Source organism: bacterium, assembly GCA_021108215.1.
In the GTDB taxonomy this organism is placed as follows: domain Bacteria; phylum Oederibacteriota; class JAAXVQ01; order JAAXVQ01; family JAUVAV01; genus JAIORK01.
Window position 1 is genome coordinate 37,498 of sequence record JAIORK010000050.1, and the last position, 16,931, is coordinate 54,428.

At 46.0% G+C, this 16,931-nt stretch carries 18 protein-coding genes and 1 pseudogene; all 19 read right to left on the reverse strand.

The window, feature by feature from the left end:
• Positions 1 to 31: 31 nt before the first annotated feature.
• A complete protein-coding gene (locus K8S19_12100) occupies positions 32 to 523 on the reverse strand; it encodes an N-acetyltransferase (GenBank protein MCD4814417.1) in 492 nt (163 codons plus the stop codon).
• Positions 520 to 1,062, reverse strand: a complete 543-nt coding sequence (locus K8S19_12105) for a 2-oxoacid:acceptor oxidoreductase family protein (GenBank protein ID MCD4814418.1) — start codon at positions 1,060 to 1,062, stop codon at positions 520 to 522. Before K8S19_12105 ends, K8S19_12100 begins: the two co-directional genes overlap by 4 nt.
• Positions 1,055 to 1,825, reverse strand: a complete 771-nt coding sequence (locus K8S19_12110; protein ID MCD4814419.1) for a 2-oxoglutarate oxidoreductase — start codon at positions 1,823 to 1,825, stop codon at positions 1,055 to 1,057. The genes K8S19_12105 and K8S19_12110 overlap by 8 nt, the downstream gene beginning before the upstream one ends.
• Positions 1,822 to 2,916 (reverse strand): 3-methyl-2-oxobutanoate dehydrogenase subunit VorB, encoded by a 1,095-nt coding sequence (locus K8S19_12115; GenBank protein ID MCD4814420.1) that lies wholly within the window; start codon positions 2,914 to 2,916, stop codon positions 1,822 to 1,824. Before K8S19_12115 ends, K8S19_12110 begins: the two co-directional genes overlap by 4 nt.
• Entirely contained in the window at positions 2,913 to 3,131 is a 219-nt protein-coding gene (locus K8S19_12120; protein MCD4814421.1) for a 4Fe-4S dicluster domain-containing protein, read from the reverse strand. The genes K8S19_12115 and K8S19_12120 overlap by 4 nt, the downstream gene beginning before the upstream one ends.
• Positions 3,132 to 3,716: 585 nt before the next feature.
• Positions 3,717 to 5,423, reverse strand: a complete 1,707-nt coding sequence (recN, locus tag K8S19_12125) for a DNA repair protein RecN (protein MCD4814422.1) — start codon at positions 5,421 to 5,423, stop codon at positions 3,717 to 3,719.
• Positions 5,420 to 6,169, reverse strand: coding sequence for a TlyA family RNA methyltransferase (locus tag K8S19_12130; protein MCD4814423.1), 750 nt, complete (start codon positions 6,167 to 6,169; stop codon positions 5,420 to 5,422). The genes recN and K8S19_12130 overlap by 4 nt, the downstream gene beginning before the upstream one ends.
• The gene (dxs, locus tag K8S19_12135; GenBank protein ID MCD4814424.1) at positions 6,166 to 8,079 is read right to left on the reverse strand and encodes a 1-deoxy-D-xylulose-5-phosphate synthase; all 1,914 of its coding nucleotides are present in this window, start codon (positions 8,077 to 8,079) and stop codon (positions 6,166 to 6,168) included. Before dxs ends, K8S19_12130 begins: the two co-directional genes overlap by 4 nt.
• A 42-nt stretch (positions 8,080 to 8,121) precedes the next feature.
• Positions 8,122 to 8,580, reverse strand: coding sequence for a divergent PAP2 family protein (locus tag K8S19_12140; GenBank protein ID MCD4814425.1), 459 nt, complete (start codon positions 8,578 to 8,580; stop codon positions 8,122 to 8,124).
• A gap of 22 nt (positions 8,581 to 8,602) precedes the next feature.
• The gene (locus K8S19_12145; GenBank protein MCD4814426.1) at positions 8,603 to 9,601 is read right to left on the reverse strand and encodes a polyprenyl synthetase family protein; all 999 of its coding nucleotides are present in this window, start codon (positions 9,599 to 9,601) and stop codon (positions 8,603 to 8,605) included.
• 112 nt (positions 9,602 to 9,713) lie between these two features.
• Positions 9,714 to 9,971, reverse strand: a pseudogene (locus K8S19_12150) (exodeoxyribonuclease VII small subunit).
• A gap of 240 nt (positions 9,972 to 10,211) precedes the next feature.
• Positions 10,212 to 10,751: a hypothetical protein gene (locus K8S19_12155; protein ID MCD4814427.1), complete on the reverse strand. Its 540-nt coding sequence runs from the start codon at positions 10,749 to 10,751 to the stop codon at positions 10,212 to 10,214.
• A gap of 193 nt (positions 10,752 to 10,944) precedes the next feature.
• Positions 10,945 to 12,501: a hypothetical protein gene (locus K8S19_12160; protein ID MCD4814428.1), complete on the reverse strand. Its 1,557-nt coding sequence runs from the start codon at positions 12,499 to 12,501 to the stop codon at positions 10,945 to 10,947.
• The gene (locus K8S19_12165; GenBank protein MCD4814429.1) at positions 12,482 to 13,486 is read right to left on the reverse strand and encodes a hypothetical protein; all 1,005 of its coding nucleotides are present in this window, start codon (positions 13,484 to 13,486) and stop codon (positions 12,482 to 12,484) included. The genes K8S19_12160 and K8S19_12165 overlap by 20 nt, the downstream gene beginning before the upstream one ends.
• Before the next feature lie 64 nt (positions 13,487 to 13,550).
• Positions 13,551 to 14,840 carry an exodeoxyribonuclease VII large subunit gene (gene xseA / locus K8S19_12170; GenBank protein ID MCD4814430.1) on the reverse strand — a complete coding sequence of 430 codons (1,290 nt, stop codon included), beginning with the start codon at positions 14,838 to 14,840 and terminating at the stop codon, positions 13,551 to 13,553.
• Positions 14,786 to 15,391 carry a tetratricopeptide repeat protein gene (locus K8S19_12175; protein ID MCD4814431.1) on the reverse strand — a complete coding sequence of 202 codons (606 nt, stop codon included), beginning with the start codon at positions 15,389 to 15,391 and terminating at the stop codon, positions 14,786 to 14,788. Before K8S19_12175 ends, xseA begins: the two co-directional genes overlap by 55 nt.
• 66 nt (positions 15,392 to 15,457) lie before the next feature.
• Complete coding sequence (locus K8S19_12180) at positions 15,458 to 16,231, reverse strand: 3',5'-cyclic-nucleotide phosphodiesterase (protein MCD4814432.1); 774 nt, start codon at positions 16,229 to 16,231, stop codon at positions 15,458 to 15,460.
• Between the two features lie 58 nt (positions 16,232 to 16,289).
• The gene (locus K8S19_12185; GenBank protein MCD4814433.1) at positions 16,290 to 16,445 is read right to left on the reverse strand and encodes a hypothetical protein; all 156 of its coding nucleotides are present in this window, start codon (positions 16,443 to 16,445) and stop codon (positions 16,290 to 16,292) included.
• Entirely contained in the window at positions 16,442 to 16,930 is a 489-nt protein-coding gene (locus tag K8S19_12190; GenBank protein ID MCD4814434.1) for a Crp/Fnr family transcriptional regulator, read from the reverse strand. The genes K8S19_12185 and K8S19_12190 overlap by 4 nt, the downstream gene beginning before the upstream one ends.
• Between the last annotated feature and the right edge of the window lies 1 nt (position 16,931).

Below are 16,931 nucleotides of genomic sequence, written 5' to 3' on the forward strand. Positions count from 1 at the left end.
AAAAGTCACTGCCCTGTTATCCAGAGACTTTTTACCCTTTTTTCTTTTTTTTCAAAGGTTTTTTTACTTTTCGCAGGTCCAGCAAAACTGCAATTTCATTACAATTGGGGAAATGCGGGCACTTGATGCAGTCGCTCCAAACCTTGTGCGGCAATATTTCCCGTTTGATCCGCTTAAATTTAAGCTTTTTAAAAAAAACCGGAACATAGGTCAGAGCAAAAAACTGCTGTATCTTCAATTCCCGTCCCTCTGCCAAACAGGCCTCCACCAATTTCCGTCCCAGCCCTTTTCCCTGATACGCAGGTTTGACTGCCAGTGATTTAATCTCCGCCAGGTCGTCCCAGCTGATATGTAACCCGCAGACTCCGACCAGCGTATTGCGGGCAATCACAACAAAATAGTCCCGGATGTTTTCATAAATCTCCGACAAGGACCTTCCCAGCATTTCACCTTTTTTCGCCCGGCTGTTTATCAGCTGATGGATGGCAATGGCATCTTCCAAGGTTGCTTTGCGGATCATCATTTCCCTGCCACACTTTCCGTGCCCTTTTGCAAAGCAACCAAATTAACCTGCAGGCGTTCCTGTTTGTTGGCAAACCGGTGCTGAAGTATTTCCCGGATCGGTTCCATATGTACACCGGGGACGATGGCAAGAAAAGCGCCCAGCATAACCAAATTCAAGGGCCCGTTCTCCGGATAAATCTTATTGGCAATACTTGATGCAGGAATCGAGATTACTTCCGAACTTTCATTTTCTGCCGGTTGCGAGGCCAGATCTGAGTTAACCAATATTTTTCCGTTTTCCCTGATAAGTGCACCATAGGTGTTGCGCGCCCGCTGATCAAATGCAATCAAAATATCCGGATGCTTAAAAATAGGTGTGTAGACTTCTTTATTTGCGACCACCACGTAACAAAATGAGGGACCGCCCCGCCGTTCGGCGCCATAGGTAGGCACATACGTTGCCACCAGGTTTTGCTGCACTGCCGCCCGGGCCAGCAGCTGCCCGTCAAATTGAATGCCCTGCCCGCCTGAGCCGGCAATAATGATCCGGTTAAACATGACTCGACGCCGCCTCCCGGAATTGTTCATCCTTGAAAACACCCACGGGAAACACCTGCATAATTTCGGTTTCCATATAGTCAACCGCTTTTAGCGTGTTCATTCCCCAGTTGGTGGGACACAGTGAGAGCAACTCCACGATGGAGAAACCCTGGTTGGCATCCTGCACTTCAAACGCGCGTCGAATGTAGGATTTAGCTTTGCGTACCAAACCCGGTTTATGCAAAGCACCCCGAACAGAATAAGCGACACCCGGTAGTGCTGCCAGCATCTCCGCCATCAGCATCGGCGCACCGGCAGAGTCAACATCCCGGCCGCGGGGTGTGGTCGTCGTAATCTGGCCTGCCAGCGTTGTCGGCGCCATCTGCCCACCGGTCATGCCGTAATTGGTATTATTAATAAAAATAACCGTAATCTTCTCCCCCCGGTTGGCTGCGTGAATAATCTCGGCCATACCGATGGAAGCCAGATCACCATCACCTTGATAGCTCATGACCAGTTTATCCGGTAAAACACGTTTAATCGCAGAAGCCACTGCGGGTGTCCGGCCATGGGCCGCCTCAGTGGTATCAAAATTCCAATAATCATACCCATAGACCGCACAACCGACCGGGGCAACCGCCACGGTCCGCTCCAGCGCATTCATTTCTTCCAGCACTTCCGCCACCAACCGGTGGGCCACGCCATGCCCGCATCCGGCACAATATAAAGTGACCGCATCCTTGAGCCCCTGGGTGCGGACAAAAACCGGTTCCTGTTTCATCGCAGCACCTCCATCGCCTGATCCACAATATCTTCCGCAATCGGGATCGCGCCGCCCGGATTCTGAATCAGACGGATATCAACATCTTTAAGACTCTTTTCCCGGGCAATGGCAAGTTGTACATCCTCAATATATTGACCCATGCTCATCTCAACCACGATAAACTTAGAAAGCCGTTTTGCCAAGTCGGTCAATTCCCGGGTCGGGAAAGGCCACACTGTTATAGGCCTGAACAAACCTGCCTTAATGCCTTTTTTCCGGAGCAACTCCTGGGACTGTTTGGCAATCCGCGCACTACTGCCATAACCGGTTAAAACAATTTCCGCATCCTCACATCCGGTCATTTCCACCCGGGTTTCATTAGCTTCAATTTCTGCATATTTTTTCCCAAGTTTATAATTATGCGCTTCCAAAGCACCCGGCTCCATCAACAGCGAGCGAATGAGCCGTGGTTTCCGGCCTTTGGCACCTGTCAAAGCCCAGTCCTTGGGCGGCAATTCCCTGCCCCGAAGCAATCCACGCAGACGCTGGGTCTCAGGATCAGGAAACACGACTTTTTCCATCATCTGCCCCAGCAAACCATCCGCCAAAACCAGAACCGGATTGCGATACAAATCAGCCAGATCAAAAGCATCCATGGTCAATTCAACCAATTCAGTCACTGTATGCGGTACCAGCACAATGGTCCGGTAATCACCATGTCCGCCGCCGCGAGTGGATTGCCAGTAATCACTCTGGGACGGAGAAATGTTACCCAGACCGGGACCACCCCGCATAACATTGGCAATCACGCCCGGCAATTCACAGCCGGCCATATAGGAAATCCCTTCCTGTTTCAGAGAAATCCCGGGTGAAGAGGATGATGTCATCGCCCGCGCACCCACAACTGCTGCCCCAAAAACCATATTGATGGCTGCCAGTTCTGATTCTGCCTGTAGAAAAGTACCGCCCACCTCCGGCATGCGGCGCGACATATATGCCGGAACCTCATTTTGAGGTGTGATCGGGTAACCAAAATAAAAACGACACCCTGCCCGAATGGCAGCTTCCGCCATGGCATCATTACCTTTCATAAAAACCGCTTCGCTCATGCTTCGGTCTCCTTGAATATCTCAATTGCCACCTCAGGACATACTAAGGCGCAGGCTTGGCAGCCGGTACAGCTATCTTCATCCACACACGCGACGACACGAAACCCGGTTTTATTAATCTTCTCCGAAAACCGGATTATTTTTTTCGGACAGACTGCAATGCACATTTCACAGGCCTTGCATCGATCCGGATCAATTTTCAATCGAAAAGTCATAAAACCATCTCCTGATTCATACAATCAATTCGTCACGAAAAGACGTTTATACCTTCCTTTCGTGGGTTCAAGCTGATTTTGAAAGGATTTACTCTAGCATTGGGCCTGTGGACTGTCAAGAGCACGAGTAACGAAAATCACTTGAAAAGCATTCACCGCCGAGGCGCTGAGGACGCAGAGAAAATCATTTAAAAACAAATATTTTACTGAATAATAACTATAACTATTTTGATTTTCTCTGTGTTCACCGCTGAGACGCTGAGAACACAGATGAAAATATTTATTATGAAAATCGCTTGTTAAAAAATATTAAATATAATTCAAACACTAACACCCTGTTACAAAGCCGGTCAAAATGCTTATTTTTAAAAGAAAAACCGGCACTGTCACCACATAACCAAGCAAGTTTTGACGATATGGCCCACGAAGGCTATACCTCTATTGATGATGTGTGTTTTTTCTTTAAAAATAAGTATTCTGACCGGTCATAGCATCGTCTGTATTACTTAATTTGGACAAAAGTATAATTTAAACCTTCAAATATTGTGGTTTTCTCTGCGTCTTCAGCGTCTCGGCGATGAAATGCTAGGATTTTTCTATAAGTTCCCGGGCATGATTAAGTGCAGTATCTGTGATCTGGTCACCTGCCATAAGCCGGGCAAGTTCCTTGACTTGCGCGTCTCGATCCAGCGGACTCACCTGAGAAATGGTTCTACCTTGTTCCACATACTTACTGATTAAAAAATGACTCCGGGCAAAACGCGCTATCTGGGGAAGATGGGTAATCACCATAACCTGCCGGTGTTTCGACAATTCCTTTAGTTTCCGTCCAACCGCCTCTGCGGTTGCGCCGCCAACACCGGCATCCACCTCATCGAATATCATGGTGGGTACACGCGCGGCAGATGCCGCAATTACCTTAATTGCCAGCATAATACGGGAGAGCTCCCCGCCTGAGGCTATTTTGGATACCGGCTTGGCCTCCTCGCCGGGGTTGGGGGCAATCAAAAACTGAATATCATCTGCGCCATGCGGTCCGCATTTATAGTGTTTTCCATCCCAGCTGATCCATCCGCCGGTATCTTCACGCGGTTCAACTTGAATCTCAAACATCGCCTGATTAAATCCCAGTGATTTTAATTCAAGTTCCAGGGCCTTTGCCAATTCCTTACCCGCTGCACGCCTTTTTCCCGAGAGTTCTCTTGCTTTTTGCGACAAATCCGCGCTCAAGGCCGCTTCTTCTTGGGCAAGCCGCTCCAATTCTTCATCTTTGTGGGTCAAACTCTCTTTTTCCACCAGCTTTGATTCATAAAACCCGAGAATGGCCTCTTCCGACTCGCCGTATTTTTTCTTCAATTTATATAAAACATCCAGACGTTCTTCCACTGTTTCCAGTTGCGCCGGATCCGCCTCAAATCCTTCAGAAAAATCCGCCAACCGGTCAACCACGTCCGTGATCAAGACCTCGGCAGACCGCAAATCATCTGCCAGGGAGCCCATCTGACTGTCAAAACGCGCCAGATCACTAATTGCATTCACCGCTTGCGTAAGGCTCTCACGCGCTGAGCCTTCTTCTTTGCGATGAAGACTATCCAGGGCGGTTATGACATTGGCGAGCATCCGCTCGGCATTGGCCAATTTATTTTTTTCTTCCTGCAACTGTTCATACTCGCCGGGTTGAATCCGGGCTTTTTCAATTTCCTCAATCTGATAGACCAAAAGATCAAGCTGGCGTACGCGTTCCGCCTCATCCATGGCCAATTGCTCCCGCGCTGCCCGCGAAGCACGCAATTCCCCATAGACATCCGCCACCTGTTTACGCAGCGTCTCCAGGCCTGCCCAGGCATCAAGTAAATCACGTTGCTGATGACGCTGGAGCAACGATTGATGCTGGTGTTGACCGTGCAGATCAACCAATTCCTCGCCAATGCGCTCCAAAATTGCCAGGGTTGTATAGCCGCCATTGATAAAACATTTGCTCCGGCCATTGCGTGCCAGCGTCCTTTTGATTACAAGTTGATTATCTTCACAGGGTTCAAGACCGGATTCCTCCAACAACGCATGTACCGGTGATTGCATCTCCAGGCGAAAAAGGCCTTCCACCGTAGCGGTATCGCAATCCGCCCGGATCAAATCCACAGAAGCGCGCTCGCCTAAAAGCAGCGACAATGCTCCGAGTAAAATGGATTTCCCCGCACCGGTTTCACCGGTCAAAATACTCAAACCCTCATCCGGCGCCAGTGTCAATGCAGGAATAAGCGAAATATTTTTTACGGAAATTTCAAGTATCATGTCCTACGCTCCGCGAAAAGAAAAAATTCCTGATTACCGTCGGTCCCTTTGATGCAACTGGGCCGCACATTAATTTTCTTCAAATGACAGTCCGGCAGACACTGCAAAACATGCTGCACCGCACCATCTCTGGCCTGTTTGTCGCGTACGATGCCGCCTTTGCCGATCGCGGCCGGCCCAACCTCAAATTGCGGTTTAATCAGGGCAATTATTTTTCCGCCTTGGGGTTCCAGTAATTCTGAAACTGCCGGTAAAATTTTGGTCAATGAAATAAACGAGACATCAATCACTGCCAGATCAAACGTTTCTGCAAAATCTTCCGGTTTGAGATACCGTGCATTCACACCTTCCGAGACAGTCACCTGAGGGTGCTTCCGAATTTTAAAATCCAGCTGACCCTTGCCCACATCAATACAATGCACACGGACGGCATGATGCTGCAACAGGCAATCCGTAAACCCGCCGGTCGAAGACCCAATATCCACACAAACCATGTCGCGCACCTCAAACTGAAAATCCTTGAGCGCGCCCTCCAGTTTGAATCCACCGCGACCGACATACCGCTGCCGCCGGCTTTTGCGGGACAGCGGTATATCCGCTTTGACCAGATGACCCGGCTTGCTCAACATACTATCATCCGAATAAAGCTCGCCCGCCATGATTCCGGCCTGTGCCTGATTGCGGCTCTGGAACAGACCGCGTTCAACCGCCAATTGATCAACCCGACATTTTTTGACTTTATTCATTTCTTCGTGCCGGATTTCCCGGTCTTTTTCATTTTTAAGCGCTTCTTATCCAAAACAGAAAGTGCAACACGCACAATTCCCTCCGAAGTCAACCCGTATTGCTCAAAAAGCTCACAAATCGATCCTTGCTCCACAAATGCATCCGGCAGACCCAGCCGGGCAATGCTGATGGCCGTCATCTCCTGAGATGCCAGCATCTCCAAAACAGCACTGCCAAAACCACCCGACAAAACATGATCTTCGATGGTAACCACCTTGCCGGTTTTCCTGATCTCCCGCAGCAAAGTCTGCGTATCCAGCGGTTTGATACACCGCACATCAACCACCGTTGTTGCAATTTTTTTGGTTTCCAATACCCGTGCTGCAGCCAGCGCAGGTTCCACCATATTCCCCACTGCCAATAGCGTTATCGCACTGCCCTTAGCCGGTACTTTGGCCTTGCCTACCGGAACAGCGGTAATGGTCTTACCCACTTTACCAATCACACCGGCACCGCGCGGATACCGCAAGACTGTCGGCCCCCGCCTGGCCAGTGCGGTTTTCAACATTCCGGCCAGATCACTTTCATTACCGGGAGAAAAGATAACGAGATTCGGAATATGCCTGAGATAGGCAATATCAAAAACACCATGATGTGTCGGACCGTCCTCGCCGACCAGCCCGGCACGATCCAGTGCAAAAACCACCGGAAGATTCTGTAGACAGACATCATGTACAATCTGGTCATAGGCACGCTGCAAAAATGTCGAATAAATCGTAACAACCGGCTTATATCCCTGACTGGCCATACCGGCCGCCAGGGTGACCGCGTGTCCCTCGGCAATGCCCACATCAAAAAAACGTTCCGGCAGTTGTTCTGCAAATTCATCCAATGCCGTCCCTGAGGTCATCGCCGCCACAATGGCGACAACTTTTTTATCTTGCTTGGCAAGCCGCAACAGGCTTTGTGAAAAGGCCTGAGAAAATGTAAGCTGAGGACTTAGGCGACACTGTCCGGTCCGGGCGTCAAACTTGGGTGTGCCGTGAAAAGCCACTGGATTTTGTTCCGCCGGAGAGAACCCCTTTCCTTTTTGCGTCAGAACATGCAATAGAATCGGGCCGGAAAAATCCTTGACGCGTTTCAAGGTTGAAATCATTTGTTCGACATCATTGCCATCCACCGGACCCAGATAACGAAATCCCAGTTCTTCAAAAAGAACACCCGGAACAATCAACCCCTTGGTGGCTTCCTCCAGATAATGCGTCAAACCCAGGGCAGTCTTACCCACTGCCGGAATAGCAGCCAACATCCCCTCGACTTGCGACTTGAGCCGGTTGTACATCCGTCCGGTAATAATCTGATTCAAATAATTGGAGAGTCCCCCCACCGGACGGGAGATCGACATCCGGTTATCATTTAAGATAACCAGCAGATCGGTTTTTTTATGCCCGGCATCATTGAGTGCTTCCAGAGCCGTGCCGTTTGAAAGCGACCCGTCACCAATGACTGCAATAATTTTTTGTGGGGATTTGGTAAGATCACGTGCCCGTGCCATCCCCAGCGCAGCGGAAATCGACGTGGAGGAATGGCCCGTATTAAACGTATCATAAGGACTCTCCTCGCGTTTGGGAAATCCGGAAAGCCCTTTGTACTGGCGCAAGGTTGCGAAACGATCGCGGCGTCCGCTTATTATTTTATGCGCATATGTTTGGTGCCCAACATCCCAGACAATTTTATCCTGAGGTGTCTGATAAACATGGTGCAGCGCCAACGTCAGCTCAACTGCGCCCAGCGAGGACGCCAGATGCCCACCGGTCTTGGAAACCGCATCAACCATAAATACCCGGATTTCTTCCGACAATTGTTTGAGTTGAGCGACCGTGAGCTTTTTGACAGCTTGCGGAGAATTGATTTTTTCCAAAAGAGACATAATCGAGCAACACCTGCTTTAAGGGCAAAACCCTTCCTTAAATTAATAAAAAAACAGACCCCACATAACACCAATCGTCGCACCGGCCATGACCTCCAGCCGGGTATGGCCCAGAAATTCCTTGAGCCTTCCCTGGCTGATATGCTTATGCTGGGACATGTCGTCTAATATCACATTGAGTATCCGTGCCTGATGGCCGGCTGCCCGGCGTACACCGGAGGCATCATTCATGACCAGAATGGCAAATCCCAGGGCAAACAGATACAACGGGCTGTCCCAACCGGTTTCCAACCCCACCACGGTGGATAAACACATGACAAATGCCGAATGCGAACTGGGCATGCGTCCGGTATCCACCAGAAGTCTAAAATCAAATTTCCTCGCTTTAATTAAATGGAGTACCACTTTAACAAAGGAGGCGAAAAGCCAGGCAGTGAATACCGTTATAAAAAAATGACTGGTGACTACCGTACTTAAAGCAATCCATGTTTCCTGCAACATCCAAATACCTTTTTCCAATATGCTACACCTCGCGTTCTGTTACGTAGTTTGCAATCGCCGTTAATGGCGCCGCCTTTTTCCCAAAAACTTTAAGCGCTGACAATCCCTTGGCAATAAGTGTCTCCGCATGTTTTTTAGATTCCTCCAGCCCGAACAGTGCCGGATAAGTCGCCTTGCCTCTGGCTTCATCTGTTCCCACACTTTTGCCAAGATCGCGCATTTCTCCGATTACATTTAAAACATCATCCGATATCTGAAAAGCCAAGCCAATGGTCTCGCCATAGACTGAAAGTGCTTTCATTTTTTCAGATGACGCCTTGGCCAGACATCCCCCGATTTTAAGTGCCGCCTGAATCAGCTGCCCGGTCTTATGCGTATGAATATACTGCAGCATGGGCAGATTAATATCCTGGCCTTCTGCATCAATATCCGCCATCTGGCCGCCGACCATACCTGCCATGCCTGCTGCCTTGGCAAGAATACGCGACGCTGCTATGACTTGTTCCGCCTCATCCGCTTTTTTGGGAGAAAATTCCAATTTCCCCATCAGCTCAAACGCAAAGGTCAAAAGTGCATCCCCTGCTAAAATCGCGGCTGCTTCGCCGAAAATTTTGTGACAGGTCGGCTGCCCCCGACGCAGCGCATCATCATCCATCGCAGGTAAATCATCATGCATGAGTGAATAGGTATGGATGCATTCCAATGCACATGCCGCCGGCATCACCGCTTGGGCCGTGCTCCCGCAAGCCTCCGCTGCGGCGATCACTAAAATCGGACGCAAACGCTTACCCCCAGAAAACATACTGTGCCGAACCGCAGCATGCAATTTCGCCGGAAAATAATCCTTACGCGGCAAATAACGATTTAAGGCCTCGTCAACCAGCTTCCCCCGGGAAGCCAAATAGGTTTTTAGGTTAAAGTGGCTGTCATCTTTCACCAAGGACTTCTTTTTAACCGCCGCTTTCGTGACGGTTTTGCGAGATGCTCTGTTTGACTTAGAAGAGGCTTTCCTGATCTTCATCTTCATCTTCGTCTTCGTCGCCTTCTTCATCTTCTTTGTCGCTTTCGTTTTCGTCATCGTCTTCATCCTCGTCTTCTACGATTTTTGAAGCGCTTGCGCCATTTAATTCATCTTCAAAAGGACGACTCCGCAGCTTAGTGCCTTTATCCTCGAGTAGTTCCACCTTGCGCTCGGCAGCCTTGAGCTGTGTTGAGCAGGTTCGCGCCAGACCGACCCCTTCTTCATACAGGGACAATGCTTTTTCCAGCGGCGCCTCGGCACCTTCCAATTGGTTCACGATCTCTTCCAGCCGTTCCAACGCCTTTTCAAAAGATGGCGCCTTATTGGTTTCCACCTTGTTTTTCGTACTTTTTTGGATTTTCTTAGTCATGTGACAGGCTTTTCCTTTATTTAGGTAACTCAAACATCCCCAAACTCCCCACCAATATACTATATTTCATAGAATAATAAATACTTAAATCCGATTAAATTTACTGGAAAAGGTATTACAAAAGAGCTAAATGACCGCAAAAAAGGTCTATCAAAAAAAGAAGCACGTCGATAAAAACAGACAACCGGATATTCCCCCTTGCCAAAATCCGGCATCAGGTGAATACCTATTCCGGACAACTTACCATTGCATTTGCCAGCGCAATTCTTGTGAATCTATTTCCTTAAAAATAACGACTGCATTTTTGTGCCCGGTCAATTCAAATAGAATCAAGAGATGGCCTTTCACAATTTCCCGGGAATACTCCGGATAATCCGGGAATTTCCTCACAACAAAATCCGCACTGTTTTTCGTTATATTCTCGACACTGGCCTCACCTTTATCATGATACGTTTTCCAAATACCGGCTGCGCGCTTAACAATAAATTGTATATTCGGAATACGCAAAAACACTTTATATATCCCCGTATAACTTTTATACGACATTGCTTTTCCCAGCAGAATAAGCCGGTCCGGATTGGTTGGATATAAAATCTGCGCAGCGAAAAAATAAATCTGGGCGACTTCTTCTTCCGGCGCCCAACTGGTACTGACGACTTTATTGTATATTTTTTCTAAGTCACCGGATAAACTTGCCGTAAATTTCTTTTCCAGCTCCGGGTTGGCTTCGCTGAATATTTTTCTCAAATTTACGACATCCGAGCATTTACTTAAAGCCATGGTTCACTCCTAACTACTTTTAGATATGTCTTAGCCTCGCTACCAAAAAGGCTGAACTTAACCCGGTTTGATAAATATTTTTAAATTATAGAACAGGTGTCCGCATCCTACTCCACCGATTTCTATACTAAATGCAAACTCCAATTAAACTGTTTTTCTGCGATTTTTTTAAAATAACTGCGTACATTTAAAACTATTTAAATTTAATAACTCCGCCAATAACCACTTCACTGGAACTTCCATCATTTCTTTTATTCAGCCTATGCGTCTTTAAATACATTATCTTCCCACTTTCATCCATTCGCGTTCCCCATAATGCATTCGATCCAGATCCCCACATTAAATCACCTACCGTCTCATCCCCATAATCAGGATCAGCAGCATATTTTACTTTTTGAGGTGACCCGCCATACAATATTCTTGTTTTACAGTCTCCAAAATCATACTCACTGACATCCCTCTGAAGTATCGTTTTCCCATCAGCTTGAACTTCATCGCCATCTGTCAGAACACCATAAAAAACCTCTTGATATGTTTTGGGAATAAAATCCCCTCCCCCGCTTAAACTATATTCAGCATCCGCACTTAAAAACGTTGCAGTTGTATATGATGTTTTTTTACTTTTTCTTTTAACTTTTTTGTCGAATTCTTTAATTAGCCTATCAAATTCTGCATTTTTTATTTTTATTGTAAAATTCAAAATAAATCCAACCTCAAGTGTGGCTGTTCTGCCATCTGAATAATATCTCCAATCTGTATTTTTGGTCCAACCATTTATGATGCCCTCACCTGCTTTTAATTCCTTGATATTGATTTGATCACTTCTAATTTCCTCCCTATTTTCTTCCTCCGCTTCATCTTTTTTGACGCGGACATTTTTAGTATCCCTATATTTCCTGTTTTTTTTATTGATTTTCGTTGTAGCTTTTATAGCAATCTTGTGTTTCCCATCATCTTCTTGTTCAATATCCCAATAATGTTTTAATATTTCGTTTCTTTTGAGTTTTATTGCCTTCACCACTTTTTTATCGATTGCAAGCTGGACATCAACCTCTTTCTCCCAAGCTTTCTTCTTGGTCTCCGCTTTTACCATATCAACATATTCCCAACTTTTCCGGAAACCATTATAAGCTTTCAATAATATTTCAGTGTCACTATGTCCGGCGAGATCATACTTCATGGTCCATCTTTTCCATTTTTTGGGTTTGTTTTTTGTGTCCTCTATCCATTTTTTCTTACTTTCTATCACCGCGACTCCTGCCGTGATATTATATTCTGTATTTTGCATAATTTTCGTAAAATCCCACTTATCTTCTTCTAAGCCACTATACTTATTATTAATTTGCATAATCCCATAATCAGTTGATTCGACTTCTTTTCTTCTTGTTTTTGGATCAACAATCACTTTTCCGGTCTTATCTATTTTATAGTTTATTCCTTTATACACATTGCCGTTTTCATCAAATTGCTGCCAACCACCGCTTTCATGGTATGCAATCACTTTCAGCATTTCGCTTGGTAAGCAGGATTTGGTTTTCTCAAACAATTGATCAATTTCGGAATAACTCATATTTTTGTTGCTTTTATTCCGAAACATTTCAGCAATGATGTTTATTGATTCAGAAATAACTTGTTCATCAACCGGTGTTGTAATTCTTATATCAAAACCACTAGCATTGTTTATAAACAACGAGCTAAAAGTCATTAAGATCAATGTAATTACTTTTATATTAGTCGACGAATATGTCATACGGGTCTCCATCAATACTTATTCTTTTTAAAATATTTCCAGTTTCAACATCTAACACAACAACCTCACCGGATGTTGAGGAACTAACAAATATTTTCTTCCCACCATTAGATAGTCCAGCATTGTATCCTTTAAAACCCATCGAATATGTTTTTACAACAGTATGGTTACCAATATTAATCTTCGCCAATTGACCATCACCCGCAACATATAAATAACCATCTTTCAGAATTGCTATTTTTCGAATTTTTTTAATGGTTTCCAATTGAATATGATCCATGCTTCCGTTTTTCGCATTAAAAACCACCAATCTATATTGACTTCTGGTTGTTTTATTATCGTATGGGTCATATTTATAGATAACCAAATAAATCGTTTCCTCATCTATAACGACAATATCGTGAATACGCTCTCCTGCGGTGATATAAAACGTTTTCTCAATCTGGTCGGTTTGAGTTGATATCTTTTTCAAACAATTGTATTCCGCTGCATAAACATACTTACCATCTTTTGTAATATCTAAAAATCCGGTTTCCAAACTATTTTTCAACAGTATTTTTATTTGTTTGTTTTTTTTCAGATCAAGCACAAATATCCCGGATGGATTAACATCATCCCAGGAAATAACACCAACATAAAGCTTTTGAACATCCGGAGCTATTACTGCTTTTGACAACCCCGGGGTTATAACCCCATCATACTCTATATCCCCAAGTTCTTTTAAGGAATGGCGGTCATGAATATTCACAAAAAGAGGATTAATGAAATAAAGCCTATCCCCATTCGCAACAATAATATGTGCCAATGTATGATTGAGCTTTGATTCCAAAATTTCATAATAATCATCCACACCAAACATCTGTACTGACATAGAATATCTTGTTGTTACTAAAAGTCGTTCATTTGGCTTTGCTGCTGAAACGGACACACTTGAACTAACTATCGTTAATAAAAAAAAGACAATTGCTATTCGAGAATATTTCATTAGTAACTCCTATTAATACTTTTCAATGGTGTCATCTTCAAGACACTTTATTCATTCTTAGTCATTAGACTTCATTTCCAATGATTTCTTTCGTTTTATTCACATCACACTCAACCTGTCCTTCAGACAGCTTGATGCGAATTTGATCCCCTTGCTTGAGGGATTTGGATGATTTGATGAGTTGGTTATCCGGCTGTTTATACACCAGTGAGTACCCGCGCGACATGACTTTCAAAGGCGAGAGGGCTTCAAGCTGGGCGATCCGGCCTTTAAGTTCCTGGCGGGAAAATCTGAGACGGTTGGTCAGGGATTGACGCAAATCAGCGGTTAAATCATCCAGCCGCTGGGCCATGGGCTCAAAAACCGCCAGGGGTTTTTGCAAAAAACGGGATGCGGTCGCACGGTCGAGACGTTGCCGCATACTGTTGAGCTGCTCATACATCCGGTTGGATAAATGACGCTGCAAGGATTTAACCTGTCCGCTCATCTCACGACGATCGCGTACGACCATTTCAGCTGCCGCAGTCGGGGTCTCAGCCCGCACATCCGCTGTGAAATCGGCAATGGTATAATCCACCTCATGCCCTACTGCAGAAATAACCGGAATTTCAGATGCGGCAATGGCCCGGGCCACGATCTCCTCATTAAAAGCCCAGAGATCTTCCAAAGAACCGCCGCCGCGACCGCAGATAATCACATCCCAGCCGCCTATTTCATTGAGCCGGTTTACGGCATGCGCAATTTCTTTGGCCGACCCATCGCCTTGGACCCGGACCGGATAGATCGAAATATCCGCCAGGGGCGAACGCCGTCCGGTGACATTTAAAATATCGCGGATCGCAGCACCGGTCGGCGACGTGATCACCACAATACGGCGCGGGAATTCAGGTAATATTTTTTTTCGTCCCGGATCAAACAGACCTTCTGCGGCAAGTTTTTTCTTGAGTTGCTCATAGGCAAGCTGCAATGCACCCAACCCGGCCGGCTCCATGCTCTCGATGACCATCTGGAAATCACCCCGCGCCGTATAAAGCGAAAGACGGCCCAAGGCAATTACCTTGAGACCGTCTTCGGTCTTAAAACGCATGGTGCGGTTGGCACCACGAAACATCGCAGCGCGCAACTGGCTGCCGCTGTCTTTGAGTGTGAGATAAAAGTGCCCGGAAGAGTGGTGCTTAAAATTAGAAATTTCACCTTCCACCCAAACACGGGAAAATGCCCCCTCTAATAACCCGCGGGCACTCTCGACCAGTTCGGAAACCGAATAGACTTTACGCTGCTGGTCGGTTGAATCTATGCTCACTTCTTCTTTTTCTTCATCTCGTATTTCGAGCCTCCAATGGCGCTTTTGCATTTTCCGGCGAATTTACCTTTGGGAGAGGCTTTGATGGACTGCTGAAACGCCTCAATCGCTTCTTCATATTCCTCGATCTGATGCAGTGCATACCCCAGCGCATAATAATCTTCACTCAAAATAGCCCATTTGTTATCCGTATCCGGTGCCTGCGCATCAATCTCCACCAGGTATTCATAATACTTGGCAGCACCGTCAAAATCCTCATCTTCCCAAAAAAACTGGGCAAGTTTATTGGCCATGCCGGCATCTGTGGGGATCAGTTCAAATCCTTTTTCATAATATTTGAGTGCAGCTTCCAAACTGCCCGCCAATTCCAGCTGACCGCCATGATAGTAATAGGCATTTTTGAAACGTTCGCGTAATTCTTTATCTTCATCAAAAATAACCGGATCCCTCTGATAAGCCCGTTCAAACGCTTTGAAGGATGCATCATATTTCTTATTCTCGAAAAAAGTGTTGCCGCGCCGCACATCAGGATCTTGACCCGCACAGCCTGCCATCATCGCCATTATGATCACAACAATCAATCCGTATCCTTTTGCTTTCATGTTTTTCCTCCTGATGATTTTTGTTGCTTCCCCTGCAAAAACGCGGAATTTTTTTCCGTCCGGCATTCACGCTAAAAAATGAAATTCATCACCGGATTTGGCAATATGAATTTTCAGTTGCTCCATCTGCGTCACTTCTTCTGAAATAATTTGGGCGAACTGCGGTTTCAAATGATAGAGATAGACAGGCATCTCTCCGCTGCGCCCGGTCTTGGCAACCTCTGTCGGAATATCTCCGGTTGCAAGGTGCTTGGTCATCCTCGCCAAATCCTTTTGTTCATCGGAAAAAGAACACTCCATAAAAATCGCATGAATTTTTCTTTTTTGCGACAGTTTTTTCCATAAATCCAAGGTAGGGCCGGTATCACCGGTAAAGGCCACGCTGCCGTTTTCATCACTGATGATATATCCCAGTGCCGCAAAGGAATGGTCCACCGCAATGGGTTCAACCGTATAACCATTGATCTTCAACAACTGATTTGCAACCAAGGGGTTGAAACGAAGAATGGGATTTTCCGGTGTCGGCAGTACCGTAAAATCAGGCCAAATTTTGTTATTAAAAATATTTTTCTGAATGGTCTCTAAAACCTGGGACAATCCATACACATTGACCGGCCCGGAAATCCGTCCGATGAGGTTGTCCAGCAAAAACGGGAGTGAATGAATATGGTCCAGGTGAGCATGGGTAATCAATACATCTGAAATATCTTTTTGCTGCTCCAGCCCGAGCTTACTCCCAATCGTACCGGCATCCACCAGCATGGTGTTATCAATTAAAAATCCGGTCAAATTGTGTCCGGGCGCTTCTCCACCCGATGCACCTAATACAGTAATTTTCATGACAGAACCCTTTAATTAAGATGGTCGTAAATCCCCACGCTTTTGCGCAGGAAATAAATTATTCTCCGAATTCTTCTTTCATCTCCAGATACTTGACGAATTTTTCAAGATTCTCCAAAGATAAAATAACGATCTGTTCACCTTCAAAAGCAATGACTTTGGCTTTGGCCAGTTTAGCAAGTATATCTCTTACCTTGGACAAATCACTTGTCAAACCTGCTGCATCTGCCAGCTCAACCGCACCATGCCCTTGGCACCCTTCGTGCCATGCTTATGTGCCAGCAATGCCAGGGTATTGGCGACACGGCGTTTGTGGTCCTTGACCAAAAGATTTTCAATCTGTTTATTGGCATCCCGCAGGCGGGAGCTCATATTACGCAGAATTTTTTTAACAATATGAATGTTTGACTGCATGGTGGATTCAAAAACTTCTTGATTAAGCACAATACATTTGGTATCCGTCACTGCTGTTGCCGATGCGGAACGCGGTTCCCGGTCAATCACCGCCATCTCACCAAAAAAATCACCATCGGAAAGGACTACCAGGGTTTTCTCCCCTTCACTGGTTTTTTTGTGAATTTTGATCTGACCGTTTTGGATGATAAACATCTCTTCCCCAATATCATTCTCACGAAAAACAATCTTTCCGGCAGAAAAAGTCTTGCCATAGCGTTCAAAGATCTCTTGGGCCGTTGTCATA